The following is a 24,859-nucleotide window of genomic DNA, read 5'->3' as shown; positions in this document are numbered from 1 at the left end:
TTCTTCCCGTGACGTCCCCCGCTCCTCGCCTGCGCCCCCGCACGTCCGCACGGCTCCCGCTGGCCCGGCTGCTCGAGGGTCTGACGGATGCTGTTCCGGCCGTGGACGCCGCCGGCGGGGACGTCGTGGTGACGGGCGTCGGTGCCGACAACCGGACGGTGGCGCCCGGCGACGTGTTCGTGGCGCTGCCCGGCGCGCACGTGCACGGGGCACGCTTCGCGCCGGGCGCCGTGGCCGCGGGCGCGGTCGCGGTCGTCACGGACGCGGAGGGGGCGACGCTCCTGGCCGGGACCGGCCTCACGGTGCCCGTCGTGGTCGTCGCCGAACCTCGCGCGGTCCTCGGGGCGCTCGCGGCGCGCGCCTACGGGGAGCCCACCGCACGCCTCGCGACGTTCGCCGTGACGGGCACCAACGGCAAGACGACCACCACCTACGCCCTCGACGCCGTGCTCGCGGCGCTCGGCCGCACGACGGGTCTCGTGGGCACCGTGGAGATCCGGGCGGCAGGCCGCGTCGTCCCGAGCGCGCTCACGACGCCCGAGGCGGCCGACCTCCAGGCGATGCTCGCGACCATGGTCGAGGACGGCGTGGACGCCCTCGCGATGGAGGTCTCGTCGCACGCGCTCGCGCTGCACCGCGTCGACCCGGTCGTCTACGACGTCGCCGGCTTCACCAACCTCAGCCAGGACCACCTCGACTTCCACGGCACGCTCGAGGCCTACTTCGAGGCCAAGGCGACGCTCTTCACCCCGGCGCACGCCCGGCGCGGGGTCGTCGTGGTCCCCGCGGACGGCGCGGGCCGGGCGTGGGCGCTGCGCCTGCTCGACCACGCGACCGTGCCCGTCGTCCCGCTGCGGCTCCCGGGCGCACACGCGCCTGGCACGGGCTGGACGGTCGGCGACGTGACGCAGGCCGCAGACGGCCAGGAGCTCGTCCTGGTGCACGACGACGGGCGCCGGCTCGCGGCCCGCACGACGCTGCCCGGCCCGTTCAACGTCGCCAACGTCGCCCTCGCTCTCGCGATGGTCGTCGAGTCCGGGGTGGACGTGGGCACGGTGGACGCGGCGCTCGAGCGCGCCGGCGGCGTGGCTCCGGCCGTCCCCGGGCGCATGGAGACGGTCTCGAGCGGTGCCGGGCCGCGGGTCGTCGTGGACTTCGCGCACAACCCCGACGCGCTCGCGCTCGCTCTCGACGCCCTGCGCCCGACGACGACCGGCCGGCTCGTCGTCGTGTTCGGCGCGACCGGGGAGCGCGACACGGGCAAGCGGCCGACCATGGGTAGGGTTGCCGTCGAGCGTGCGGACGTCGTCGTCGTGACGGACGACGACCCGCACGGCGAGGACCAGGCGACGATCCGTTCCGCGGTCCTCGACGGTGCCCGAGCCGCGCTCGACGCGCAGGCGGGTGCCGACCCGGCCGCCGGAGGCGGCCGAACCGTGACGATCGTCGAGGTGGCCCCGCGTGCGGACGCGATCCGTGACGCCGTGCTGGGCGCGGCCGACGACGACACGGTGCTCGTGGCGGGGCGGGGCCACGAGATCTGGCAGGAGATCGACGGCGTGAACCATCCGTTGGATGATCGCGTCGAGGCGCGCGCGGCGCTCGCCGCCCGACAGGCCGGGACCCGGCCTGCGGGGGACGACGCCGCGCCGACAGGAGAGCAGGACGCATGATCGAGCTGACTGCGGCTGAGGTGGCCGCAGCGACGGGCGGAGCCGTGAGCGCCGCCTTCGCCGGTGCCCGCGTGACGGGACCCGTCGTCATCGACTCGCGCGACGTGACCGCCGGGTCGCTGTTCGTCGCGCTCCCCGGCGAGCACGTCGACGGCCACGACTTCGCGGCGGCCGCGGTCGACGCCGGGGCGACCCTCGTCCTGGCGGCGCGCGAGCTCGAGGACGTGCCGTGCGTCGTCGTCGACGACGTGCAGGCGGCGCTCGGCGAGCTCGCGCGGTACGTGCTCGCGACCCTGCGCGAGGGGGCCGACGTCCGGGTGGTCGCCGTCACCGGTTCGGTCGGCAAGACGACGACCAAGGACCTGCTCCGCGCGCTCGTGTCGCCGCTGGGCCCGACGATCGTGCCGCGCGGCTCGTTCAACAACGAGATCGGGCTGCCGCTGACCGTCCTCGGGGCCGACCGCGACACGCGGTTCCTCGTCCTCGAGATGGGCGCGGACCACGAGGGCAACCTCACCTACCTCACGCGGATCGCGCCGCCCGACCTCGCGGTCGTGCTGGTCGTGGGCTCGGCGCACCTGGGCCACTTCGGGTCGGTCGACGCCATCGAGCGCGCCAAGGGCGAGCTCGTCCAGGGCCTGCGCCCGGGCGGGGTCGCCGTCCTCAACGCGGACGACCTGCGCGTCTCGGCGATGGCGCGCCTGACGGACGGCCCGGTCGTGACGTTCGGGACGATCCCGTCGGCCGACGTGCGCGCGAGCGACGTGCGCATCGACGCCGAGGGCCGGGCGTCGTTCGAGCTGCACGCGCCCGGTGCCGAGCCGCTGCGCGTCGACCTGCGCCTCGTGGGGGAGCACCACGTGACCAACGCGCTCGCCGCGGCCGCGGGCGCTCTCCAGCTCGGCGCGAGCGCGCAGGACGTCGGGCGCGTGCTGTCCGAGGCCGGCCCCGCGAGCCCGCACCGCATGCACGTGGTCGACCGCCCCGACGGCGTCCGCATCATCGACGACGCCTACAACGCCAACCCCGACTCGATGCGTGCCGGGCTGCGTGCGCTCGCCGTCATGGCCAAGCAGACCGGGCGTCGCTCGGTCGCGGTGCTGGGCGAGATGCTCGAGCTCGGTGACGACTCGCGCGGCGTGCACGACGAGCTCGGCGAGCTGGTCGTCCGCCTCAACATCCGCTGGCTCGTGGTCGTAGGCGCGGGTGCCGGCGGCATCGTCGACGGCGCGCGCCGCGAGGGCTCCTGGGGGAGCGAGGTCGTGCACGTCGCGGACGTCGAGGAGGCTGCCGCGCTGCTGCGCGAAGAGCTCAAGGAGGGTGACGTGGTGCTCGTGAAGTCGTCCAAGGGGGCGGGCCTGTGGCGGCTCGCGAACGAGCTCACGGGCGAGCAGGTGCCCGCATGATCGCTATCGTCCTCGCCGCGCTCGTCGCGCTCCTCGTCTCCCTGTTCGGGACGCGGTCGTTCATCCGCTTCCTCGTCAAGCACCACTACGGGCAGTTCATCCGCCAGGACGGGCCGACGTCGCACCTCACCAAGCGTGGGACGCCCACCATGGGCGGCGTCGTCATCATCGTGGCGGCGTTGCTCGGCTGGGCCGCCGGCTCGCTCGCCACGCACCGCGCCCCGAGCGCGAGCGCGTGGCTCGTCATGTTCCTCACGTGCGGGCTCGGGCTCGTCGGGTTCCTCGACGACTACACGAAGATCCGCCGGCAGCGCAGCCTCGGGCTCTCGCCCGTCGCGAAGATGGTGGGGCAGGGCGTCGTCGGCGTCGTCTTCTCGATCCTCGTGCTGCAGTTCCCCAACGGGCACGACCTCACGCCGGCCTCGACCAAGATCTCGTTCCTGCGCGACACGCCGGTCGACCTCGCGTTCGCGGGCACCGCGCTCGGCCTCGTGCTCTTCGTGGTCTGGGCGAACTTCCTCGTGACCGCCTGGTCCAACGCGGTGAACCTCACGGACGGCCTCGACGGCCTCGCGACGGGCGCGTCGATGATCGTCTTCGGCGCTTACCTCATGGTGACCGTCTGGCAGATCAACCAGAACTGCCAGCGGTTCGTCGAGTCGACGACGGCCTGCTACGAGGTGCGCGACCCGCGCGACCTCGCGATCATCGCGGCGGCGCTCATGGGGGCGTGCTTCGGGTTCCTCTGGTGGAACGCGAGCCCCGCGAAGATCTTCATGGGCGACACCGGGGCCCTCGCGCTCGGCGGCGCCCTCGCCGGCATCTCGATCGTGTCGCGCACCGAGATCCTCGCCGCGATCATCGGCGGCCTGTTCGTCATCATCCTCATGTCGGACGTCATCCAGATCGGGTACTTCAAGGCGACCGGCAGACGCGTCTTCAAGATGGCGCCCCTGCACCACCACTTCGAGCTCACCGGCTGGGGCGAGGTCACGATCGTGATCCGCTTCTGGCTCATCGCCGCGCTGTGCGCCGGGCTCGGGATGGGGCTGTTCTACGGCGAGTGGGTGGTCACGTGACGACCGGCGACGCCGGTTCGCCGGTCGACCCGACGCCTGACCCCGCGGGGTGGCGCGTGCTCGTCGCCGGGCTCGGGGTGAGCGGCCGGGCAGCCGCAGAGGTCCTGACCGCGCGCGGGGCGCACGTCGTGACCGTGGACGCCCGGGCCGACGACGCCGACGTGCACGACGCGGAGGGTGCGAGCCTGGACGGCGTCCAGCTCGTCGTCGTGAGCCCCGGCTGGCGGCCGGACCACCCGCTGCTCGTGCGCGCGGAGAAGGCCGGGATCCCCGTCTGGGGCGAGGTCGAGCTGGCGTGGCGTCTGCGCGCGCCTCGTGACCACGGCGACGGCGCGGGGACCCCGGCGCCGTGGCTCGCCGTCACGGGCACCAACGGCAAGACCACGACGGTCGAGATGCTCGCGTCGATCCTCACGGCGGCAGGGCTCGACGCGCCGGCTGTCGGGAACGTCGGCGACCCGGTCGTGCGCGCCGCGACCGAGCCCGGCCACGACGTGCTCGCGGTGGAGCTGTCGAGCTTCCAGCTCCACTTCACGCAGTCCCTGTCGGTGCTCGCCGGGGCGGTGCTCAACATCGCCCCCGACCACCTCGACTGGCACGGCTCGCTCGACGCGTACGCGGCGGCCAAGGGCCGGATCTACGAGCACGCGCAGGTCGCGTGCGTCTACAACGCGTCCGACCCGCGGACCGAGCGGCTCGTGCGCGAGGCGGACGTCGTCGAGGGTGCCCGGGCGGTCGGGTTCACCCTGGGTGCACCGGCCCCGGGCCAGCTCGGCCTCGTCGAGGACGTGCTCGTCGACCGCGCGTTCCACCTGCCGTTCGACGATCCGGCGCGCCACGGGTCGGCGGCCGAGCTCGGCACGCTCGACGATCTCGCGCACCTTGCGGGCCCCGGCGGGACCGTCGCACCCCACGTCGTCGCCGACGCGCTGGCGGCCGCGGCGCTCGCCCGTGCCGGCGGGGTGCCGGCGCGCGCGGTGCGGGACGGGCTCCGGGCGTTCCGGGCGGGCGGGCACCGGATCGAGACCGTCGCGACCGTCGACGACGTCGCCTACGTCGACGACTCCAAGGCCACGAACGCGCACGCCGCGGCCGCCTCGCTCGCCTCGTTCGCGACCGGCACCGTCGTGTGGGTGGCCGGCGGCCTCGCGAAGGGTGCGACCTTCGACGAGCTCGTCGAGAGGCGGTCCGACCGGCTGCGCGGCGTCGTGCTGATCGGCGTCGACGGGGCGCCGCTCGCCGACGCGCTGGCCCGACACGCGCCCGAGATCCCCGTCGTCCGCGTCGACCCCGGAGAGACTGGGACGGTGATGACCCGAGCCGTCGCCGCTGCCCGCACCCTCGCCCGTCCGGGCGACACGGTGCTGCTCGCGCCCGCCTCGGCGTCGATGGACCAGTTCCGGTCCTACGCCGAGCGGGGAGAGCTGTTCGCGGGTGCCGCCCGCGCGCTCGCGCCCGCCCCCGGCGGGGCCGCGGGCGAGGGGACGGTGGCATGACGGGAGCGCCGGGAGTCACGCGCGCACCGCGTGCGACCGGTACCCGCGCCCAGGCGGTCCCCGCCGCCAAGCCCCGCGCGTCGTCGGGCTCGAAGGCCGCGAACCGGCCGGCCAAGGCCGCGGCGAAGCCGAAGCCGAAGCGCTCGACCCTCGCGACGGTGTGGGACAGTCCGCTCGCGACGTACTACCTCGTGGCCGGCGTCACGGCGACGCTGCTGGCCATCGGTCTCGTGATGGTGCTGTCGAGCTCGGCGGTCACGCAGATCGCCAAGGGCGAGTCGCCGTTCGGCGTGTTCCTGCAGCAAGCCCAGTACGCGCTCATCGGGATCCCGCTCATGCTGGTCGCGGCGCGGGTGCCGGTGCGGATCTACAAGCGCTTCGCCTGGGTCGGGCTGATCGGGGCGATGGCGCTGCAGTGCCTCGTGTTCGTGCCCGGCCTCGCCGACGAGGTGGGCGGCAACCGGTCCTGGGTCAACGTCGGCCCCGTCCGCTTCCAGCCCGCCGAGATCGCGAAGCTCGCTCTCGTCGTCTGGCTCGCGACCGTCCTCGGGCGCAAGCAGCGCCTGCTCGGGCAGGTGCGGCACGCGGTGATCCCCGCGGTGCCGGGCGCGCTCCTCGTGATCGCGCTCGTCCTGGTCGGCAAGGACCTCGGGACGGCGCTCATCGTCATCATGCTCGTCGCCGGCGCGTTCTTCGTCGCGGGCGTCCCGCTGCGCCTCCTCGTGACGGGTGCCGTCGTCGGCGGGCTCGGGGTCTGGCAGATCTTCGTCACGGGCCAGTCGAGCGGCAACCGGGCCAACCGTATCGCCGCGCTCGTGCAGGGTTGCGACCCCGACGGTACGACCGCCCAGGGCGTCTGCTACCAGCTCTTGCACGGGATGCAGGCCCTGGGCTCGGGTGGGCTGACGGGCGTCGGGCTCGGTGCCAGCCGGCAGGCGTGGGGCTACCTGCCGGCGGCGTCGAACGACTTCATCTTCGCGGTGATCGGCGAGGAGCTCGGGCTGCTCGGGGCCGGGCTCGTGCTCGCGCTGATCGGGCTCCTGGGATATGCGTGCTACCGGATCGTCCGCCGCCACGACGACCCGTTCGCGAAGGTGGCCGCCGCGGCGATCGGGTGCTGGATCGTCGGGCAGGCGCTCGTGAACGTCGGCGTCGTGATCGGCTGGATCCCCGTCATCGGCGTCCCGCTCCCGCTCATCTCGGCGGGCGGCTCGGCGCTCGTCACGACGCTCGTCGCGATGGGCATCCTCCTCTCGCTCGCCCGGACCGAGCCGGGGGCGGCGGACGCGCTCGCCGCGCGCCCCTCGATCGCGCGCCGGACGCTCGGCGTCGTCGCGGGCGCGGGCCGGAGGAGCCCCCGCGGCCCCGTACGATCAGGCGGAAAGTCTCAGTCAGGACGAAAGGCGCACCGCGGGCGCGAGCGCCCGGTGCGCTAGCCGGCGGCGCGCCGCCCTCCCCGCACGAACCGGCCCGCCGGGCCCGAACCAGGAAGTACCAGGTCCTCAGCTCGTGGTCATCACCTCCTCACCGGTCCAGGCCGTCGTCCTCGCGGGCGGCGGCACGGCCGGCCACGTCAACCCGCTGCTGTCGGTCGCCGACGAGCTGCGCCGCCGCAACCCGTCCGCGAGCATCGTCGCGCTCGGCACCCGCGAGGGCCTCGAGGCGCGGCTCGTGCCGGAGCGCGGCTACCCGCTGGAGTTCCTCCCGCGCGTGCCGCTGCCGCGGCGGCCGTCCGGCGAGTGGGCACGGCTCCCGGGCCGGCTCAAGGCCGCGGTCGACGCGGCGGGCGACGCCATCGACCGGATCGGCGCGCAGGCCGTCGTGGGCTTCGGCGGGTACGTCTCGACGCCCGCGTACCTCGCCGCGCGCCGCCGCGGCGTGCCGGTCGTCGTGCACGAGCAGAACGCCCGCCCGGGCCTGGCCAACAAGCTGGGCGCGCGGTGGGCCGCGCAGGTCGGCGCGACCTTCCCGGGCACGCCTCTCGCGGGCGCGGTCGTGACGGGCCTGCCGCTGCGCCACGAGGTCGCCGAGCTCGTCGAGCGGCTCGCCCACGACCCGGCGGGCACCCGGGCGGCCGCCGCCGCCGCGCTCGGGCTCGACCCGGCGCTGCCGACGCTCCTCGTGACGGGCGGCTCGCTCGGCGCGCAGAGCCTCAACACCGCGGTCTCCGGTGCCGCCCGCGAGCTGCTCGCGGGCGGCGTCCAGGTGCTCCACCTCACGGGCACGGGCAAGTCGGAGCCGGTCCTCGGTGCCCTGGCCGGTCTTGCCGGGACCGAGCGGTACCACGCCCTCGAGTACCTGGCCGACATGCACCTGGCCTACGCGGTCGCGGACCTCGTCCTGTGCCGGTCGGGCGCGGGGAGCGTGAGCGAGCTCGCGGCCCTCGGGATCCCGGCCGTGTACGTGCCGCTCCCCATCGGCAACGGCGAGCAGCGGCTCAACGCGGCACCCGTCGTCGACGCGGGCGGCGGCCTCCTGGTGGCCGACGGGGAGCTGACGCCCGCCTGGGTCGCGCGGGAGGTCCCGGGCCTGCTCGGCGACCGCGCGCGCCTCGGCGCGATGGCACAGGCCGCCGCGACCGCGGGCGTGCGCGACGGCGCCGCCCGCGTGGCCGACCTCGTGGAGAAGGCCGCGCGGGGCGCCGGGGCGGGGGCGACGGCGTGAGCGGCGCCGACCGCTACGACGCGACCCCGGACCTCGCGGACCTGGGGCGCACCCACCTGGTCGGCATCGGTGGCGCGGGCATGTCGGTCGTCGCGGAGCTCCTCGCGGCGCGGGGCGTGCCGGTGCAGGGATCGGACGCGCGCGACAGCGACGTCGTGGCCCGGCTCCGCGAGGCCGGGGTCCCGGTCACGGTGGGGCACGACGCGGCGGCCGTCGGCGGCGCGACGACCGTGGTCCTGTCGAGCGCGGTCCGCGACGACAACCCCGAGCTCGTCGAGGCGCGGGCGCGGGGGCTGCGCGTGCTGCACCGCTCCCAGGCGCTCGCCGCTCTCATGGTCGGGCGGCGCGGCGTCGCGGTCGCGGGCGCGCACGGCAAGACCACGACGTCGGCGATGGTCGCCACGATCCTCCGCGAGCTCGGCGAGGACCCGTCGTTCGCGGTCGGGGGCAGCGTCCTGACCGACGACGGCACGCTGCCCGGCGGCCACCTGGGCGGCGGCGACGTGCTCGTCGCCGAGGCCGACGAGTCGGACGGCTCGTTCCTCGCGTACGCGCCGGTCGTGGCGCTCGTGACCAACGTCGAGCCCGACCACCTCGACCACTACGGCACGCGCGAGGCGTTCGACGCCGCGTTCGTGGCGTTCGCGGGACGGGTCGTCGAGGGAGGCGCTCTCGTGGCGTGCGCCGACGACCCAGGCTCCGCGGCGCTCGCCGCGCGCCACCGGGAGGCGGGCGGGACGGTCTGGACGTACGGCACCGACCCGGCGAGCGACCTCGTCGTCGAGAGCGTGCGGACGGGCGACGGCGCGAGCGCCGTCCTCCGGGCCGCGACCCCGGGGCTCGGCGGGCAGGCCGTGGTGGCGGCGGAGACGACCGCTCCGCTGGTGCTGCGCGTGCCCGGCGCCCACAACCTGCTGAACGCTGCCGGCGCCGTCCTCGCGTGCGTCGCGCTGGGTGCGCCGTTCGTCCCCTCCGCCCGGGCCGCCGCGGCGTTCCGCGGGACGGGCCGGCGGTTCGAGGCGCGCGGCGAGGCCGACGGCGTGCGCGTCGTCGACGACTACGCGCACCACCCGACGGAGATCACCGCGCTCCTGACCGCCGCGCGGGGCGTCGCGGGGGACGGGCGGCTCGTCGTGCTGTTCCAGCCGCACCTGTACTCGCGGACCCGGACGTTCGCGCGGGCCTTCGCCGATGCGCTCGCGCTCGCGGACGAGGTCGTCGTCACGGGGGTCTACGCCGCGCGCGAGGACCCGGACCCGAGCACGACCGCGCGCACCGTCACCGACCTGCTCGCGGCGACCGCGTCGGGCGCTGCGGCGCACGCGGTCGAGGACCGCCTCGAGGCGGCGAGGGTCGCGGCGGACCTCGCGCGCCCCGGCGACCTCCTGCTGACCGTCGGCGCGGGCGACGTCACGGAGCTGGGCGACGTCGTCCTCGACGCGCTGCGCGTCCGGGCGGGGGAGTAGGCCCGTGCCGTCGCGTCCGCCGTCCCGACCGTCCCGCCCTCGGCCCGCGCCGCTGCGGGACCGCGACCGTCCCGCGAGCGCGAGCGCGGGCGCGGGGCCGGTCGAGCCGGCGGCGCGGGACGACGCGCCGCGCAGCGCGCCTCCGACGGCGCCGACCTCGCAGGTCCCGCGCACCGAGCCGCGGACCGGCTCGGTGCCGGTGCGGCGGGGTCCGGCGAGCGTCCCCGTCCCCGTGGTGGCGGCCCGCGGCTCGGTCGTCTCGACCGGCATGGTCGACCGCCTCGCCGAGCGCGCCGCGATGCGCCGCCACCGGCGGTGGCGCCGGCTCGCATGGACGCTGGCCGTTCTCGCGGCCGTCGGTGCGCTCGTGTGGCTGGCGTTCTTCTCGCCGGTCCTCGCGACCCGGGCGGAGGACGTGCGCGTCGTCGGTGCGGGCAGTCTCGTCGACACCGCTGAGGTGGAGCACATCGCGGCCGGCGCGGACGGCGTCCCGCTGCCGCGGCTGGACACGGTCTCGCTGCGCACCCGCATGCTCGACGTCCGAGGCGTCAAGGACGTGTCGATCGTGCGCGACTGGCCGCACGGTCTGACGGTCCGGGTGACGCCGCGCGAGCCGGTCGCGGCCGTCCCCGACCAGGGGCGGTTCGCACTCCTCGACGCCGACGGCGTCCGCGTGGCGACCGTGGGCTCGGCCCCGAAGGGCGTCCCGGTGGTGACCGTCCCGCTCGACGCCGCCGACCACCACGCGCTCGACGCGGTCCTGGCCGTGCTCGGAGGGCTGCCGGACGCCCTCGGCACGCAGGTCACCGCGGCGCAGGCGTCGACGCAGGACACGGTCGAGCTGACGCTGCGCAAGGGGGTCCGGGTCGTCTGGGGGAGCTCCCAGGACTCGGCGCTCAAGGTGCGCGTCCTGGAGGCGCTCCGGTCGGCGAAGCAGACCAAGCACGCGAGCGTCTTCGACGTCTCGGCGCCGACGCTGCCGGTCACCCGGTGACGGCCGCGCGCGGTGCAGGGCGGGCGGTTCGGGTCCGATCTCGCGACACGCGCGGGCGGGTCGTTGCCGAGTCCGTCCGCGCCCCCTACGTTCGCAGCAAGACGAGGATGACATAACTCTAACCCTCAACTTGAGGGTGAAGGTTGAGACCCGGGCCACGGCGCGGGAGCAGCGACCGCACGACACCACACGCAAGGATCGAGAGGCACACCGTGGCAACTCCGCAGAACTACCTGGCAGTCATCAAGGTGGTCGGCATCGGCGGTGGCGGCGTCAACGCCGTGAACCGGATGATCGAGGTCGGTCTCAAGGGTGTCGAGTTCATCGCGATCAACACCGACGCGCAGGCCCTGCTCATGTCGGACGCCGACGTCAAGCTCGACGTCGGGCGCGAGCTCACGCGCGGCCTCGGTGCCGGCGCCGACCCCGAGGTCGGGCGCAAGGCTGCCGAGGACCACCAGGACGAGATCGAGGACGTCCTGCGGGGCGCCGACATGGTCTTCGTCACCGCCGGCGAGGGCGGCGGCACCGGCACGGGCGGCGCGCCCGTCGTCGCGCGGATCGCGCGCTCCCTGGGCGCGCTGACCGTCGGCGTGGTGACCCGCCCGTTCACGTTCGAGGGTCGTCGTCGCTCGGTCCAGGCGGACCAGGGCATCGACACGCTCCGGAACGAGGTCGACACCCTCATCGTCATCCCCAACGACCGGCTGCTGTCGATGTCGGACCGCGCCGTCACCGCGCTGCAGGCGTTCCACTCGGCCGACCAGGTGCTGCTCTCCGGTGTCCAGGGCATCACCGACCTCATCACCACGCCGGGCCTCATCAACCTCGACTTCGCCGACGTGAAGTCGGTCATGCAGGGCGCGGGCAGCGCGCTCATGGGCATCGGCTCGGCCCGGGGCGAGGACCGCGCGGTCCAGGCCGCGGAGTTCGCGATCTCCTCGCCGCTGCTCGAGGCCAGCATCGACGGCGCGCACGGCGTGCTGCTGTCGATCCAGGGTGGCTCGGACCTCGGTCTGTTCGAGATCAACGAGGCTGCGCGCCTGGTCCACGAGGCGGCGCACCCCGAGGCCAACATCATCTTCGGTGCCGTCATCGACGACGCCCTCGGCGACGAGGTCCGCGTCACGGTCATCGCGGCCGGGTTCGACGGCGGCGGACCCCAGACCCGCAAGGAGGGCCAGGGGCTCGGCCAGATCCAGGGCGCGGTCTCCGGGTCGGTCCCGCAGGTCCCGTCCGTGCCGGTCCTCGGGGCGGCGGGTCCGACGGGCGGCGTGCCGGCGGCCGCCAACCCGGCTCCCGCGGTCGCCCCGGCGCCGCGCCCGGTCGCGCCGCAGCCGGTCGCGAGCACGGGTGTCCGCCCGCTCGTGCCGCTCGACGCGGACGACGCCGACGACGACGCCGCGGTGATCGTCGAGACCGAGGCCTCCTCGGCGAGCTCGCCGGTCTCGGTGCCGCGCCTCGTCGAGGAGGAGCCGCTGCGTCGGGCCGTCGACGAGCTGGACGTCCCGGACTTCCTCAAGTAGTGGCGGAGCGGCCGCCGACGGGCGGTGGGGCGGACGGCGCGGGAAGCGCACGTCCGGCCCCGCCGCCCGTGCCGCTGCTCGAGGTCGACCTCGGCCCCGGGGTGCGCGCCGCCTTCACCACGCGGGCGGGCGGTGTCTCGCCGGCTCCGTGGACGAGCCTCGACCTGGGGCTGGGCGTCGGCGACGACCCGGACCGGGTCCGCGCGAACCGCGCGGCGGTCTCGGCGACCGTCGGCTCGCCCGTGAGCTTCATGACGCAGGTGCACGGTCACGCGGTGATCGTCGCGGCCGACCTCGAGCCCGGCGCGACCCCGCCCGACACGCTCGGCGAGGCGGACGCGCTCGTCGCGACGAGCGGCCACGCGCTCGGCGTCCTCGTCGCGGACTGCGTGCCCGTGCTGCTCGCGGACCCGGGACGCGGGCTCGTCGGCGCGGTGCACGCAGGACGCCACGGCGTCGAGCAGGACGTGGTCGGCGCCGCCGTCGACGCGCTCGAGGGCCTCGGCGCCCGCCGCGCCGAGCTGCGGGCCGTCGTCGGGCCGAGCGTGTGCGGCGCCTGCTACGAGGTCCCCGACGCCATGCGAGCCGAGGTGGCGGGGCTGGTCCCCGAGACCTGGGCGCTGACCCGGGAGGGGACGCCGTCGCTCGACCTGAGCGCCGGGGTCGCCGCCCAGCTTGCCGCCGCGGGCGTGCAGCACGTGGAGCTCCTCGGGGTCTGCACGCTCGAGGACGAGCGCTTCTTCTCCCACCGGCGCGACGGGCGCGAGAGGCCCACGGGGCGGTTCGCGGGCGTCGTCGTGCACCGGGGAGAGGCAGAAACCGCGACCGAGACGGGGCACGGGTGACCGGATGAGCCTGCCGACACGCCGGGCGTGTCGCACGGTGACCCGGACCGGCTGGGCTAGCGTGAATCACACGACGGTCGTTCGACCGGGGGAGGAGCACAGGCGATGGCTGGAACGCTGCGCAAGACCATGCTGTACCTGGGGCTCGCCGACGACCGCGGCGAGGCCGAGGAGCAGGAGTACATGGACGACTACGACGACGCCGACGGCGGCGTGGGGGAGGACTTCGCACCCGTGACCCCGATCGGACGGGCACCCGCGTACTCGCCGGTGCGCGAGGTCCGCGAGTCGCGGCCGCAGACGTCCCAGAGCGTCGACCTGCGCCGCATCGTCACGGTGCACCCGCGCTCGTACAACGACGCACTGGTCATCGGTGACGCGTTCCGCGCCGGCACCCCCGTGATCATCAACCTCTCGGACATGGACGACGCGGACGCCAAGCGGCTCGTCGACTTCGCCGCCGGGCTGACGTTCGGGCTGCACGGCGCGATCGAACGCGTGACGAACAAGGTCTTCCTCCTGTCGCCCGAGCACGTCGAGGTCACGGGCGAGGAGCGCGCGGCCGCTGGCCAGCCGCGCAGCGGCATCTACAACCAGAGCTGACCGCGTGAGCACCACCGCACGGCGGCGCGTCCTGCGTGACGCGCCGTCGTCAGCGCGTCCGCGCCCGGCTGTCGCGCGCACGGAGCGCCCGGGAGATGGCACAGTTCACCCGTGGTGATCTTCTCCGTCATCGGCATCCTGCTGTTCGTCTACCTGCTGCTCCTGATCGGCCGCCTGATCCTCGACTGGGTCCAGGTGTTCGCTCGGGACTGGCGGCCGCGCGGCGTCGTGCTCGTCGTGGCCGAGGCCGTGTACACGGTCACGGACCCGCCGCTGCGGCTCCTGCGCCGCATCATCCCGCCGATCCGGCTGGGCTCCGTCCAGCTCGACCTCGGCTACATCATCCTGTTCTTCGTCGTGTCGTTCCTGTGGCGGCTCTTCACGAGCCTCGGCCGCTGACGCCGCCCGTCGGGGGTGCGCCGTGAGCGTCACGTCCCGCCACTTTGGCGGTTCCCGGCCCGACTCGGCTACCGTGGACGGCACGACCTTGCCCGACTGCCCTATCTCACCGAGGTGACGCGATGGCACTGCTGACTGCCGAGGACATCCTCAGCAAGACCTTCTCGACCGTGAAGTTCAAGGAGGGCTACGACATCGAGGAGGTCGACGACTTCCTCGACGAGGTCGTCCGGACCCTCAACTCCGTCCAGGAGGAGAACGAGTCCGTGAAGGCCAAGCTGGCCGCCGCGGAGCGTCGTATCGCCGAGCTGAGCCGGGCCGACGCCGCCCAGACGGCGTTCCAGCCCGAGCCCGTCGCGGTGCCCGAGCAGCAGCCCGAGCCGGTGGCCGTGCCCGATCAGCAGCAGCCCGCGGAGCCCGCGTCGGCGACCGGCATGCTGCAGCTGGCCCAGAAGGTGCACGACGACTACGTCAACGCCGGCAAGGCCGAGGGCGAGCGGCTCCTCGCGGAGGCGCAGGAGGAGAGCACCCGCATCGTCCGCGAGGCGGAGAACCAGTCGCAGCGCACGCTCTCGCAGCTCGAGCAGGAGCGTTCGCTCCTCGAGCGCAAGATCGACGAGCTGCGGATCTTCGAGCGTGACTACCGCACCCGGCTCAAGAGCTACCTGCAGAACCTCCTCGGGGACATCGACGCCCGGGGCAGCGCGCTGCCCGCGCGCGGCGGGTCCTCCTCGGACATCACCGCGGGCATCTGAGCCGCGCGGGCAGTACGGGCAGCGCGAGGCACTGGCCGGCACGCCCGGCCGCCGAGCCGTCATCCGCCCCCGGGCGGATGGCGGCTCGTGCTGTCTCATGCGTGACGTCGCAGGTCGAGCGGTCGTTCGACGCGCGCAACCGCGCGGCGTGGTGTGTTGTGGAACCTCGCGAGGGCGTCTACCCTCGCGTGAATCCGAACGAGGGAGGTTCATGATGGCCAAGCGTGACGTGGCGGTACGCGCCGCGACCCGCAAGCAGTTCCCCCACCTCGTCCGGGACGTCAAGTCGTTCCCGGTCCGTGACGGCGAGGAGCCGTGGACCGTGGAAGAGGTCGAGGAGCTCGCTCACGGCCTCATCGAGGAGAACGCCCGGCTGCAGGTCGAGTTCGCCGCCGCAGACCAGGAGCTGTCGGCCCTGCTGCGGGACTCGGGCGAGGGGTCGGGGGACGACCAGGCGGACTCGGGCTCGAGCGCGCTGGAGCGCGACCAGGAGCTCACGCTCGTCAACAACACCCGCGACCTGCTGGCGCAGAACTCGCGGGCGCTCGACCGCATCGCGGCGGGGACGTACGGCGTGTGCGAGTCGTGCGGGAAGGCGATCGGCAAGGCTCGGCTCCAGGCGTTCCCGCGCGCGACGCTCTGCATCGACTGCAAGCAGCGCGAGGAGCGTCGCTAGCCCGGACGGGTCACGCGCCGGACGCGGCGCCCACCGCAGCACTGCGGTGGGCGCCGCGTCCTGCGTGAGACACTGTGCGGCGATGAGCATGCCACCCGAGCGGTCCACCTCCGACGACCGCGAGCCCGAGCACGTGCCCGCCCCCGATCCGCACGACGGGACCGCCGCTGCGCACACCGCGGAGCACGCGGGCCCGACCCGGCCCAGCCGCCGCCTCGTGATCCTCCTCGCGGCGATCGCCGCGGTCGTCCTGCTCCTCGACCAGGTGACCAAGGCATGGGCGCAGCACGCGCTGCGCGACGGCAAGGTGATCGACGTCCCGGGCGGGTTCTTCCACCTGCGGCTCGTCTACAACCCGGGTGCGGCGCTGTCGATCGCGACCGGCATGACGTGGCTGCTCACCATCATCATCGTGGTCGTGGTGGTCTTCATCGTCCGGTCGCTGCGCCGGCTGCGGTCCACCGGTTGGGCCGTGGCGCTCGGGCTCCTGCTCGGCGGCGCCGTCGGGAACCTCGCCGACCGTCTGCTCCGGGCCCCCGGCGTCGCGCGCGGCTACGTCGTCGACTTCATCGGCTACGGCGACTGGTTCGTCGGCAACGTCGCTGACATCGCGATCGTGGTCGCGGCCGTGCTCATCGCGCTGCTGGCGCTCCGAGGCATCGGCATGGACGGCAAGCCGATCTCGGACGAGGCCGCACCCGCCCCGCGCCACGAGGAGCCGGGCGCCGAGAGCACCGAGGGGCGCTGAGCGTGGCCAGCCGCAGCTTCCCCGTCCCGGACAAGCTGGCCGGCGAGCGCGTCGACGCGGCCCTCGCGCGCATGCTCGGCCTGTCGCGCACGCGCGCGGCGGAGGCCGCGGAAGCGGGCGGCGTCCTGCAGGACGGCGCCCCGCTCGGCAAGTCGGACCGCCTGCGCGCGGGCGCGTGGCTGGACGTCGAGCTGCCCGACGAGGACCGGGACGAGGTGGCGGTCGTCGCCGAGCCCGTCCCGGGCATGCGGATCGCCTACGAGGACGACGACGTCGTGGTCGTGGACAAGCCCGTCGGCGTCGCGGCCCACCCGTCGCCGGGCTGGACCGGCCCGACCGTCGTCGGGGCGCTGGCCGCGGCCGGGTACCGGATCTCGACGTCGGGCGCGGCCGAGCGGCAGGGCATCGTGCACCGGCTCGACGTCGGCACGAGCGGGCTCATGGTCGTCGCGAAGAGCGAGCGCGCGTACACGCTGCTCAAGCGGGCGTTCAAGGAGCGCACGGTGGAGAAGGTGTACCACGCGCTCGCCCAGGGCCACCCCGAGCCGACCACGGGCACGATCGACGCGCCGATCGGCCGGCACCCGGGCGCCGACTACAAGTTCGCGGTGACCGCGGACGGCAAGCCGTCGGTCACGCACTACGAGGTCCTCGAGATGGTGCCGTCGGCGTCGCTCGTCGAGGTCCATCTCGAGACCGGTCGCACCCACCAGATCCGCGTGCACTTCCAGGCGGTGCGGCATCCGCTCGTCGGCGACCTCACCTACGGGGCCGACCCGCGCCTCGCCGCGCGCGTCGGGCTCTCGCGCCAGTGGCTGCACGCCGTCCGGCTCGGGTTCGAGCACCCCGGCACGGGCGAGTGGCTCGAGGTCACGAGCGACTACCCTGACGACCTGCAGCACGCGCTCGAGGTCGTGCGCGGCGCCGACGCAGGCCGCTGACGGAGGAACACGCATGAAGATGCCCGAGGGGCCCGCGGCCCAGCACGTGACGGTCGAGCGGGTCCGGTCCCCGGCGCAGCTCGCGGAGGCGCAGGCGCTGCGCATCCGCGTGTTCGTCGAGGAGCAGGGGGTGCCGGCCGACGAGGAAGTCGACGCGCTCGACACCGACCCGACCACCACCCACCTGGTCCTGCGCGACCACGACGGCGCCGTCGTCGCGACGGGCCGGCTGCTCACCGACCCCGCGCACCCCGGCGAGGTGCACGTCGGCCGGGTCGCGGTCGACGCCGCCTGGCGCGGGACGGGGCTCGGCGCTCTGCTCATGCGCGAGCTCGAGGCCGTGGCCCTCGCCGAGCACGCCGACGCCGGTCGCTGCAAGGTCGTCCTGAGCGCTCAGGTGCAGGCCGCGGGCTTCTACGAGCGCGTCGGCTACGTGGTCGAGGGACCGGTCTACCTGGACGCAGGCATCGAGCACCGGGACGCCGCGAAGACGCTGCTCGACCGCTGACGCCTGCCGCGCGGCCCCGGGCGCTCGCCAGGGCGGCGACTCCGCCCCCGCGGCATCGCAGTGATGTGTGTGGCACCGCGCGACGTCGAGGGAAGGCGCGCGTCACGCCACGGGCCGGACCGTCCACGCGAACGGCCGCGCCCACACGACGCGCTGAGCCGAGCGCGCGCGGTGGCGCGTCGGACGCCTCAGCCGTCGAACGTCGGTTGCGCCGGCCGCAGCCCCTCGGCGCGCCGGAACCGCTCGACCCGCGCCGCGACGTCCGGGCCGCCCTCGACGACCTCGCGAGCGGCCCGACGGACCAGCTCGTCGGGGTCGTCGACGAGCAGGCGGGTCACCTCGGGCCACGCCACGCCGCGGTCCAGCGCGACCGACCGCACGAAGCGCGACCGGTCGCGAGCGGCCCGGATCGTCTGCTCCCGGTCGGGGAAGCGGAGGTTCGGCGCGCGATCCGCGGCGGCGGTCCGTACCGTTGCCGAGCGGTCGCCCAGCAGGCGCTCGACGTCGTCACGCGTGGCCCGAGGATTCCCGGCGCACGCGCTCCGCACGAACGGTTCGGCGTCGGCGAGCAGCAGGTCGAACAGGTCGCGCCACGACGTCGTCTCGGCGGTCCGGACGCGGACCTCCCGGAACGAGTCGTGCGCGAGCACGTGCTGCGTCTCGCGCCGCAGCGACCGCCCGGGGTCGCGGGCGTAGGTGTGCGCGAGGACCGCGCGCACCCAGCGGTGCTCCGAGGCGGCCAGCTTCGCTTCCACGCCGGGCCGGCGCCAGGCGTTGGACGCGGCGGTGCCACGGACTAGCTCCTTCGCGTCGCGCGCGAGGAGCAGCACGGTGGCGTCGTCGAGCGCCGGGTGCTCCGCGACCGTCTGCCGCACCATCGCGGACGGGTGCCGAGCGAGCTCGGCGAGCCGCGCCGTCGTCGTGCCTGGGGCCTCGGCCTCGGCGACGAGCGAGGCGACGGATGGGTGCCGAGGAGAGCTCATGTGACGATCCTCTCAGCGCCTCCCGACGAAGCCCCCCCGCCCGGGAGCGCCGGCCGCGCGCAGGTCCGCGGACGGCGCTCGCCGAGTGTCGGCGCGGGGCGACGAAGGGGGCGGTAGGCCGCGCGCCAACACCGCACCGTATCGCCCGAGGTGACGAGCGATGTCGGCACCCACACCTAGACTCGACCCATGCCGACCGGGGAAGACTTCGCCCACCTGCACGTCCACACCGAGTACTCGATGCTCGACGGCGCGGCCCGCCTCGACTCGTTGTTTTCGGAGGTGGAACGCCTCGGCCAGAAGTCCATCGCGATCACGGACCACGGCTATCTGTTCGGGGCGTTCGACTTCTGGAGCAAGGCGCGCGCGCACGGGATCAAGCCGATCCTTGGCGTCGAGGCGTACATCACCCCGGGCACGAGCCGGTTCGACCAGACGCGGGTGCGGTTCGGTCAGCAGGGCCAGGAGTCGGACGACGTGTCGGCGCGCGGCGCGTACACGCACATGACGATGTGGGCGCGGACCAACGAGGGTCTGCACAACCTGCTGCGCGCGAGCTCGTTGGCGTCGCTCGAGGGGCAGATGGGCAAGTGGCCGCGCATGGACCGTGAGCTGCTGGAGACGTACGCGGGCGGGATGGCGGCGTCGACGGGGTGCCCGTCGGGGGAGATCCAGACCCGGCTGCGCCTGGGCCAGTGGGACGAGGCCGTCCGCGTGGCGGGCGAGCTGCAGGACATCTACGGCAAGGACTACTTCTACGTCGAGCTCATGGACCACGGGCTGGACATCGAGCGCCGGGTGATCAAGGACCTGCTGCGGCTCGCGGAGACGATTGGTGCGCCGCTGCTGGCGACGAACGACCTGCACTACGTGCGTCAGGAGGACGCGACGTCGCAGGAGGCGCTCCTGGCGATCAACTCGGGCTCGACGCTGGACGACCCGGACCGGTTCAAGTTCGACGGCGACGGCTACTACGTGAAGTCGGCGGAGGAGATGCGCCGCGTGTGGGCGGAGCTCCCGGAGGCGTGCGACAACACGCTGCGCCTGGCGGAGCAGTGCGACGTCACGTTCAACACGTCGGCCAACTACATGCCGCGCTTCCCGGTGCCCGAGGGCGAGGACGAGACGAGCTGGTTCGTCAAGGAGGTCGAGGCGGGTCTGCACCGCCGCTACCCGGACGGCGTGCCCGAGGCGTCGCGCAAGCAGGCGGAGTACGAGACCGAGGTCATCCTCCAGATGGGCTTCCCGGGGTACTTCCTCGTGGTGGCGGACTTCATCAACTGGGCCAAGTCGCAGGGCATCCGGGTCGGGCCGGGCCGTGGTTCGGCGGCGGGGTCGATGGCGTCGTACGTCATGGGCATCACCGAGCTGGACCCGCTGCAGCACGGGCTGATCTTCGAGCGCTTCCTCAACCCGGAGCGCGTGTCGATGCCCGACGTCGACGTCGACTTCGACGAGCGCCGACGCGGTGAGGTCATCAAGTACGTGACGGACAAGTACGGCGACGACCGGGTCTCCCAGGTCGTCACCTACGGCACCATCAAGGCGAAGCAGGCGCTCAAGGACTCCTCGCGCCTCCTGGGCTTCCCGTTCGCGATGGGGGAGAAGCTCACCAAGGCGATGCCACCGGCCGTCATGGGCAAGGACATCTCGCTGGGCGGGATCTTCAACCCGCAGGACCCGCGCTACGCGGAGGCGGAGCAGTTCCGCCAGCTCCACAACGCCGACCCGGAGGCGCAGCGCGTCGTGGAGCTCGCGCGCGGCATCGAGGGCCTGAAGCGGCAGTGGGGCGTGCACGCGTGCGCGCTGATCATGTCGAGCGTGCCGCTCACGGACGTCATCCCGACGATGCGCCGGCCCCAGGACGGCGCGATCATCACGCAGTTCGACTACCCGACGTCGGAGACGCTCGGGCTGATCAAGATGGACTTCCTCGGGCTGCGGAACCTCACGATCCTCGACGACGCGCTCGGCAACATCGTCGCGAACGGCAAGGAGCCGGTGGAGATCGAGTCGGTCCCGCTCGACGACGAGGCCGCGTACGCGCTCCTGACGCGCGGCGACACGCTGGGCGTGTTCCAGCTCGACGGCGGCCCGATGCGCGCGCTCCTGCGCCAGATGCGACCCGACAACTTCGAGGACATCTCCGCTGTCATCGCGCTGTACCGGCCGGGCCCGATGGGCATGAACTCGCACACGAACTACGCGCTGCGCAAGAACAAGCTGCAGGAGATCACGCCGATCCACCCCGAGCTGGAGAAGCCGCTCGCCGAGGTGCTCGACGAGACGTACGGCCTGATCGTCTACCAGGAGCAGGTGCAGCGTGCGGCGCAGATCCTGGCCGGGTACTCCCTCGGCCAGGCCGACCTGCTGCGCCGTGCGATGGGCAAGAAGAAGAAGGAGATCCTCGACAAGGAGTTCGTGCCGTTCCAGACGGGCATGCGCGAGCGCGGGTACTCCGACGGCGCCATCCAGGCGGTGTGGGACACGCTCGTCCCGTTCGCGGGCTACGCCTTCAACAAGGCCCACTCCGCGGGCTACGGGCTGGTGTCGTACTGGACCGCCTACATGAAGGCGAACTACCCGACGGAGTACATGGCGGCGCTCCTGACGAGCGTGCGCGACGACAAGGACAAGTCGGCGCTGTACCTGTCGGAGTGCCGCCGCATGGGCATCACGGTGCTCCCGCCGGACGTCAACTCGTCGTCCGCGAACTTCACGGCGGTGGGCGCCGACATCCGGTTCGGCCTGACGGCGGTCCGGAACGTGGGCGCGAACGTCGTGGACGCCATCACGGCGACCCGCGAGGAGAAGGGCGAGTTCACCTCGTTCACCGACTTCCTCGACAAGGTGCCGGCGGTCGTCTGCAACAAGCGGACCATCGAGTCCCTCATCAAGGCGGGCGCGTTCGACTCGCTCGGTCACACCCGCCGGGCGCTGCTCGCGGTCCACGAGATGGCCGTCGACTCGGTGATCAGCGTCAAGCGCAAGGAGGCCGAGGGCCAGTTCGACCTGTTCGCCGACTTCGCGGCCGACGACGACGGCACGACGGTCGGCTTCAGCGTCGACGTCCCGGACCTGCCCGACTGGGAGAAGAAGCAGCGTCTCGCGTTCGAGCGCGAGATGCTCGGCCTCTACGTCTCCGACCACCCGCTCTCGGGCCTCGAGCACGTGCTGTCCCGCGCGGCCGAGACGACGATCGCGACGCTCCTGGCCGACGAGGAGCGTGCGGACGGCTCGGTCGTGACGATCGCCGGCCTGCTGACGAACGTCCAGCACCGGTGGTCGAAGAACGGCAACCCGTGGGCGTCCGTGGCCGTCGAGGACCTCGAGGGCTCGGTCGAGGTGATGTTCTTCGGGGAGACGTACCTCGCGTACTCGACGATCCTCGCGGAGGACACGGTCGTGACGCTGCGCGGCCGGGTGCGTCGCCGAGACGACGCCATGCAGCTCCAGGCGATGGAGGTGTCGCTGCCGGACGTCTCGGCGTCGCCCGACGGTCCGGTGACCGTGAGCCTGCCGTCGGTCCGCTGCACCCAGCCCGTCGTGGAGCGGCTGCGCGAGATCCTGCGCACCCACCCGGGCGCGTCCGAGGTGCACCTCAAGCTGACGGAGCCCGGCCGCGCGACCGTCATGCGGCTCGAGGACACGCTCCGCGTCGAGCGGACCCCGGCGCTCTTCGGGGACCTCAAGGCGCTGCTGGGCCCGAGCTGCCTGGTCTGACCCCGCCGGGGCGGGGCGTCAGAACGCGCTGATCGTGTCGGGCATACGCTCGCGCCGGGCGAGAGCACTGACGATGGCAGCCTGCCCGTGCCGCTCGGCGGACAGTTCCACGAGCAGGTGCAGCACCGGCCCGGCGACGTCACGAGGGAACTCGGGCGTGGCTACGCCGACGCTGCGAGCGAGGTCGTCGCTGTGCACCACGACCTCCACGAGACGGGTCAGCAGGAAGTCCTCGCGCCGCAGGCTCCAACCCTGCCAGGGGATCGTCACGACGTCCTGGGCGCCGCCGGCCTCGAGCAGCTGCCCGACCTCCCGCCGCGCCCCACGGCAGCGGTCGAGCATCGGTCCCGGGCCCGCCTCGGCCTCGGCCGCGTCGGTGCTCCGGTCGTTCGCGGGGTCGTCGAGGGACGGCGCACGGACCCAGGCCGCGCGGCGGTAGTGCTCCTCGGGCGCGTCGAGAGGTGCTGCGTTCGCTGGGACGGGCAGGATCTCGGCTGCTCTGACCAGCTGCCGCCCGAGGTGACAGGCCAGCATCCCCACCGTCATCCGCTCGAGCACGCTGTCGGCGGCCCAGCGGGCTTCCACGGCAGGGTCGGCGAGCAGGTCGAGAGCGACGTCGGCGGCGGCGAGGAACGATCGGTCCGGTGTACGCACGGTTCGAACGGTAACCGGCCGGGCGCACGACGGGGTGACGCCCGGCGTCGGGTCCGCCGGACGACCGCGCGCTCGTAGAGTGGGGCCTCGTGGTCCACCTCAACCCCGAGCAGCGCGTCTTCGTGACGGAGCGGCACCTCGCGACCCTGACGACGCTGCGCGAGGACGGCTCGCCGCACGTCGTGCCCGTCGCGTTCACGTGGGACGACGACACCGGCGTCGTCCGGGTCACGACCAACCGGCGCTCGGTCAAGGCACGGAACGCGGGACGCCGCGGGCCGGACGGTGCGCCCGCGCGCGCGTCGGTGTGCCAGGTCGAGGGCGGGCGCTGGATCACGCTCGAGGGGACGGCGGAGATCGTCACGGACCTCGTGGAGATCGTCGACGCCGTCGCGCGCTACGCGCGCCGGTACCGTCCGCTCGAGCCCAACCCGGACCGCGTGGTGCTCCGGATCACCGTGGACAAGGTGATGAGCTCGGCCTACATGGCCGGCTGAGGGCCTCGCGGGCCCCTCAGCGCACGCGGTCGGCGAGCCGCACGACGGCGTCCACCACCGTCGGGCCCGACATGACGGGGTCGTTGTGCCCCGCGCCGTCGATCACGACGGTCTCGACGAGCCGCCGCGCCGCCCGCGCGACCTCAGCGCTCTGCGCCGGCGGCACCACCCCGTCGCGCGTGCCGTAGACGACCGTCACGGGCACGTCGCTGTGCTCCAGCAGCTCCGCGACGGGGAACCGGTCGCGCAGCAGGACGCCGACCGGGAGCAGCGGCACCTGGTGGGACGCGGCGTCGACGAGCGAGGTGAAGGGCGAGCGCAGCACGACCCCGGCCGGCGGCACGTCGGACTGCAGCCGCGCGACGACGCCCGTCCCGAGCGACTCCCCGAAGTAGAGGGTGCGTCCGGGCGGGTAGCCGCGTGCGACGAGCGCCGCCTGGCCGGCGTGCACGTCGAGCGCGAGCCCCTGCTCCGTCGGCCGCCCCGGGTTGCCACCGAACCCGCGGTAGTCGAGCAGCAGCACGGCGAAGCCACGCTCGGCGAGCAGTGCGGCGAACCGGGCACGGCCCTCGCGGTTGCCGGCGTTCCCCGGCGCGACGAGCACGGCCTGGTCGCGGGCCGTGCCTGACGGCGGCACCCACCATGCCGTCAGGGTGAGCCCGTCGGCGGTGGAGAGGACGACGTCGCTCGCCCCGGGGATCACCTCGGCGGCCGGCGGCGGGGTGCGCGTGTCCGGGTGGTAGACGAAGTGCCGCTGGAACACCCACGCGCCGCCGACCACGAGGCCGACGACGAGCACGAGGGCGGCGAGGCCGAACGCCAGGGCGCGCCGCGTCCGGCGCCGCGGGGTCGTCGCGCGCCCGCCGCCCATCGCCTCAGCCGACGACGGCGGACAGCTCGCCCTGCGGTGTCGCCACGACGACGACGTCCCCGCGGACGAGCCGGCGGCCGCGGCGCACGTCGACCTCGCCGTTGACGCGCACCTCGCCCTCGGCGATGAGCTCACGGGCCTCGGAGCCGGACTCGGCGAGGTCGGCGAGCTTGAGGAACTGGCCGAGGCGGATCTCGTCGTCGGCGATGGGCACGCGCGGGGCGTCGGGGGTCGGGTCGCTCACGCCCCTATCCTCCCGCACGACGGGGGTCCGGCGCCGTCGCGCTCCCGCGGCGCGGCGGACGCCCGCACCCGTGGACACCCGGCGGACGCCCAGGTCCGCCGCACTATG

General features: G+C 74.1%; 23 protein-coding genes. 19 read left to right on the top strand and 4 right to left on the bottom strand.

Annotated elements, in window-relative coordinates; genetic code table 11:
• Positions 1 to 8: 8 nt before the first annotated feature.
• The 17 genes from ACFT5B_RS08390 (at position 9) to ACFT5B_RS08310 (ending at position 17,779) form a co-directional block, all read left to right on the top strand.
• On the top strand, positions 9 to 1,673 hold the full coding sequence (locus tag ACFT5B_RS08390) for a UDP-N-acetylmuramoyl-L-alanyl-D-glutamate--2,6-diaminopimelate ligase (protein ID WP_386797532.1): 1,665 nt from the start codon (positions 9 to 11) through the stop codon (positions 1,671 to 1,673).
• Positions 1,670 to 3,079: a UDP-N-acetylmuramoyl-tripeptide--D-alanyl-D-alanine ligase gene (gene murF, locus ACFT5B_RS08385; RefSeq protein WP_386797531.1), complete on the top strand. Its 1,410-nt coding sequence runs from the start codon at positions 1,670 to 1,672 to the stop codon at positions 3,077 to 3,079. Before ACFT5B_RS08390 ends, murF begins: the two co-directional genes overlap by 4 nt.
• Positions 3,076 to 4,158 (top strand): phospho-N-acetylmuramoyl-pentapeptide-transferase, encoded by a 1,083-nt coding sequence (gene mraY / locus ACFT5B_RS08380; RefSeq protein ID WP_386797530.1) that lies wholly within the window; start codon positions 3,076 to 3,078, stop codon positions 4,156 to 4,158. The genes murF and mraY overlap by 4 nt, the downstream gene beginning before the upstream one ends.
• Positions 4,155 to 5,654: a UDP-N-acetylmuramoyl-L-alanine--D-glutamate ligase gene (gene murD, locus ACFT5B_RS08375; RefSeq protein WP_386797529.1), complete on the top strand. Its 1,500-nt coding sequence runs from the start codon at positions 4,155 to 4,157 to the stop codon at positions 5,652 to 5,654. The genes mraY and murD overlap by 4 nt, the downstream gene beginning before the upstream one ends.
• On the top strand, positions 5,651 to 7,090 hold the full coding sequence (gene ftsW / locus ACFT5B_RS08370; RefSeq protein ID WP_386797528.1) for a putative lipid II flippase FtsW: 1,440 nt from the start codon (positions 5,651 to 5,653) through the stop codon (positions 7,088 to 7,090). The genes murD and ftsW overlap by 4 nt, the downstream gene beginning before the upstream one ends.
• A 79-nt stretch (positions 7,091 to 7,169) precedes the next feature.
• Positions 7,170 to 8,318 (top strand): undecaprenyldiphospho-muramoylpentapeptide beta-N-acetylglucosaminyltransferase, encoded by a 1,149-nt coding sequence (gene murG / locus ACFT5B_RS08365; RefSeq protein ID WP_386797554.1) that lies wholly within the window; start codon positions 7,170 to 7,172, stop codon positions 8,316 to 8,318.
• An 80-nt stretch (positions 8,319 to 8,398) separates the two neighbouring features.
• Entirely contained in the window at positions 8,399 to 9,784 is a 1,386-nt protein-coding gene (murC, locus tag ACFT5B_RS08360) for a UDP-N-acetylmuramate--L-alanine ligase (RefSeq protein WP_386797553.1), read from the top strand.
• A 4-nt stretch (positions 9,785 to 9,788) separates the two neighbouring features.
• On the top strand, positions 9,789 to 10,778 hold the full coding sequence (locus ACFT5B_RS08355; protein ID WP_386797527.1) for a cell division protein FtsQ/DivIB: 990 nt from the start codon (positions 9,789 to 9,791) through the stop codon (positions 10,776 to 10,778).
• 212 nt (positions 10,779 to 10,990) lie between these two features.
• Positions 10,991 to 12,304, top strand: coding sequence for a cell division protein FtsZ (ftsZ, locus tag ACFT5B_RS08350; protein WP_386797526.1), 1,314 nt, complete (start codon positions 10,991 to 10,993; stop codon positions 12,302 to 12,304).
• Positions 12,305 to 12,372: 68 nt separating this feature from the next.
• Positions 12,373 to 13,149, top strand: coding sequence for a polyphenol oxidase family protein (locus ACFT5B_RS08345; protein ID WP_386797525.1), 777 nt, complete (start codon positions 12,373 to 12,375; stop codon positions 13,147 to 13,149).
• Between the two features lie 105 nt (positions 13,150 to 13,254).
• Complete coding sequence (locus tag ACFT5B_RS08340; protein ID WP_386797524.1) at positions 13,255 to 13,752, top strand: cell division protein SepF; 498 nt, start codon at positions 13,255 to 13,257, stop codon at positions 13,750 to 13,752.
• A 114-nt stretch (positions 13,753 to 13,866) separates the two neighbouring features.
• Positions 13,867 to 14,151, top strand: coding sequence for a YggT family protein (locus ACFT5B_RS08335; protein WP_051136749.1), 285 nt, complete (start codon positions 13,867 to 13,869; stop codon positions 14,149 to 14,151).
• Positions 14,152 to 14,273: 122 nt separating this feature from the next.
• Complete coding sequence (locus ACFT5B_RS08330) at positions 14,274 to 14,906, top strand: DivIVA domain-containing protein (protein ID WP_386797523.1); 633 nt, start codon at positions 14,274 to 14,276, stop codon at positions 14,904 to 14,906.
• A gap of 214 nt (positions 14,907 to 15,120) precedes the next feature.
• Positions 15,121 to 15,582 (top strand): TraR/DksA family transcriptional regulator, encoded by a 462-nt coding sequence (locus tag ACFT5B_RS08325; RefSeq protein ID WP_386797552.1) that lies wholly within the window; start codon positions 15,121 to 15,123, stop codon positions 15,580 to 15,582.
• A gap of 82 nt (positions 15,583 to 15,664) precedes the next feature.
• Positions 15,665 to 16,330, top strand: coding sequence for a signal peptidase II (locus ACFT5B_RS08320; RefSeq protein ID WP_386797522.1), 666 nt, complete (start codon positions 15,665 to 15,667; stop codon positions 16,328 to 16,330).
• Between the two features lie 2 nt (positions 16,331 to 16,332).
• Positions 16,333 to 17,271: an RluA family pseudouridine synthase gene (locus tag ACFT5B_RS08315; RefSeq protein WP_386797521.1), complete on the top strand. Its 939-nt coding sequence runs from the start codon at positions 16,333 to 16,335 to the stop codon at positions 17,269 to 17,271.
• 13 nt (positions 17,272 to 17,284) lie between these two features.
• Positions 17,285 to 17,779 carry a GNAT family N-acetyltransferase gene (locus tag ACFT5B_RS08310; RefSeq protein ID WP_386797520.1) on the top strand — a complete coding sequence of 165 codons (495 nt, stop codon included), beginning with the start codon at positions 17,285 to 17,287 and terminating at the stop codon, positions 17,777 to 17,779.
• Positions 17,780 to 17,967: 188 nt separating this feature from the next.
• Here the strand turns inward: ACFT5B_RS08310 and ACFT5B_RS08305 are convergent, their stop codons facing one another.
• Positions 17,968 to 18,762: a hypothetical protein gene (locus ACFT5B_RS08305; RefSeq protein ID WP_386797519.1), complete on the bottom strand. Its 795-nt coding sequence runs from the start codon at positions 18,760 to 18,762 to the stop codon at positions 17,968 to 17,970.
• Between the two features lie 189 nt (positions 18,763 to 18,951).
• On the opposite strand from ACFT5B_RS08305, the gene dnaE reads away from it, so the two are divergent.
• A complete protein-coding gene (gene dnaE, locus ACFT5B_RS08300) occupies positions 18,952 to 22,485 on the top strand; it encodes a DNA polymerase III subunit alpha (RefSeq protein WP_386797518.1) in 3,534 nt (1,177 codons plus the stop codon).
• An 18-nt stretch (positions 22,486 to 22,503) separates the two neighbouring features.
• Here dnaE and ACFT5B_RS08295 read toward each other — a convergent pair whose 3' ends face one another.
• On the bottom strand, positions 22,504 to 23,139 hold the full coding sequence (locus ACFT5B_RS08295) for a maleylpyruvate isomerase N-terminal domain-containing protein (RefSeq protein ID WP_386797517.1): 636 nt from the start codon (positions 23,137 to 23,139) through the stop codon (positions 22,504 to 22,506).
• A gap of 89 nt (positions 23,140 to 23,228) precedes the next feature.
• On the opposite strand from ACFT5B_RS08295, the gene ACFT5B_RS08290 reads away from it, so the two are divergent.
• Positions 23,229 to 23,636 carry a pyridoxamine 5'-phosphate oxidase family protein gene (locus ACFT5B_RS08290; protein ID WP_386797516.1) on the top strand — a complete coding sequence of 136 codons (408 nt, stop codon included), beginning with the start codon at positions 23,229 to 23,231 and terminating at the stop codon, positions 23,634 to 23,636.
• 16 nt (positions 23,637 to 23,652) lie between these two features.
• On the opposite strand, the gene ACFT5B_RS08285 is transcribed toward ACFT5B_RS08290, so the two are convergent.
• A complete protein-coding gene (locus tag ACFT5B_RS08285; RefSeq protein ID WP_386797515.1) occupies positions 23,653 to 24,507 on the bottom strand; it encodes an alpha/beta hydrolase in 855 nt (284 codons plus the stop codon).
• Positions 24,508 to 24,511: 4 nt separating this feature from the next.
• A complete protein-coding gene (locus tag ACFT5B_RS08280) occupies positions 24,512 to 24,751 on the bottom strand; it encodes an RNA-binding S4 domain-containing protein (protein ID WP_386797514.1) in 240 nt (79 codons plus the stop codon).
• Positions 24,752 to 24,859: the final 108 nt, after the last annotated feature.

Origin of the sequence: Luteimicrobium sp. NPDC057192, assembly GCF_042670205.1 — a bacterium.
Lineage (GTDB): Bacteria > Actinomycetota > Actinomycetes > Actinomycetales > Cellulomonadaceae > Luteimicrobium.
This window is presented reverse-complemented; position numbering and strand designations above follow the sequence as displayed.